Consider the following 1,254-nt stretch of genomic DNA (forward strand, 5'->3'; position numbering starts at 1 on the left):
GGCGCAGGCGACGACCGGATTCGAGCCTCAGGCCATCCCGACGCTGCCGAAGACCATCCGGCCACGGTGGAAGGTGGCGCTGCGCTCGGGAATGCGGGCCACGGTCTCGGCCGAGCAGCTCGCCGGCACCAGCGTGAAGGCCGCATCGTCGCCGGCCTTCGGCCAGGCGCGCTTGCCGCTGTCGTCGAGCGGGAGCACGCCGCCGGTCGCGATCGCCAGAGCGCGCGACAGCCGGAACTCGTCGCTGCCCCGATAGATCTGGGCGTAGAGGTTCGCCTTCTCGAGCATGTCGCCCTTGCCGAATGGCGACCAGTGATCGATGACGCTGTCGGTGCCGGTCATCACGAAAACGCCCTTCTCGCTCAGTTGCGGCAGCGGCATCGTCAGGCTGCCCAGCGGCACCGTCGAGGCGATGGTCATCCGCTGCGCCGCCATGCGTCCGATGGTTTCGCTCAGCGCGCCGGAGGAGAGGGTGGTCAGGGCGAAGGCATGGCTGATCGTGACCTTGCCGCGCAGGGCCGGGTTCTTCTCGACGGTGTCGATCATGTAGTTGACCGCCGCGACGCCGGCGGGGTTGGTCTCGTGGAGATGGATGTCGACGCCCTTGCCGCTATCGAGCGCGATCTGGAACATGGCGTCGAGCGATTTCTCCATCGCGCCGTCGACATTGGTCGGATCGAGGCCGCCGACATAGGCGACGCCCAGCTTCATCGCCTCCCGCATCAGGCCTTCGACCTTCGAGTGCAGCAGGCCGTGCTGCGGGAAGGCGACGATCTCGCATTCGAAGTCGTCGCGATGGTTCTCCAGTGCGCGTTGCAGGTTCTCGAGGCTCTTGAGGCCGCTGACCGGATCGATGTTGCAATGGCTGCGAGCGACCGTGGTGCCCTTGGAGTGCAGCAGGGCGATCAGCGCCTCGGCGCGCTGCGTCGACGTCGGCAGCAATTGCGGGATCAGCTTCTCCTCGCGCGCGATCATGTCGAGGATCGTCTTGCCCTGCCGCGGCAGCGGGGCCTGCCACGGGCCGCTGTAGAAGGTCTTGTCGAGATGGATGTGCATGTCCCGCATGGCCGGCAGGGCGAGCTGGCCATGGGCGCGGTAGCAGGGCACGCCGGCGGGCAATGTCGCCCCCGCAGCATGCAGCGCGGCGATCTTGCCGCCCTTGATCTCCAGCGTGTACAGCGCCGTGCGCGTGCCGGTGACGATGTCGCCGTCGCGCTCGAAACCGTCCTCCAGCCGCACTTCGGTCAGGCAGTA

Annotated in this window: 1 protein-coding gene; it reads right to left on the reverse strand. The window is 67.6% G+C overall.

Annotated features, from left to right (window positions below):
* Positions 1-27: 27 nt before the first annotated feature.
* Positions 28-1,254, reverse strand: a 1,227-nt coding sequence (locus ACIPIA_RS16610) for an amidohydrolase family protein (protein WP_400511077.1), incomplete at its 5' end; no start/stop codon positions are given.

This window comes from Allobosea sp. CER48 (assembly GCF_044752385.1).
Lineage (GTDB): Bacteria > Pseudomonadota > Alphaproteobacteria > Rhizobiales > Beijerinckiaceae > Allobosea.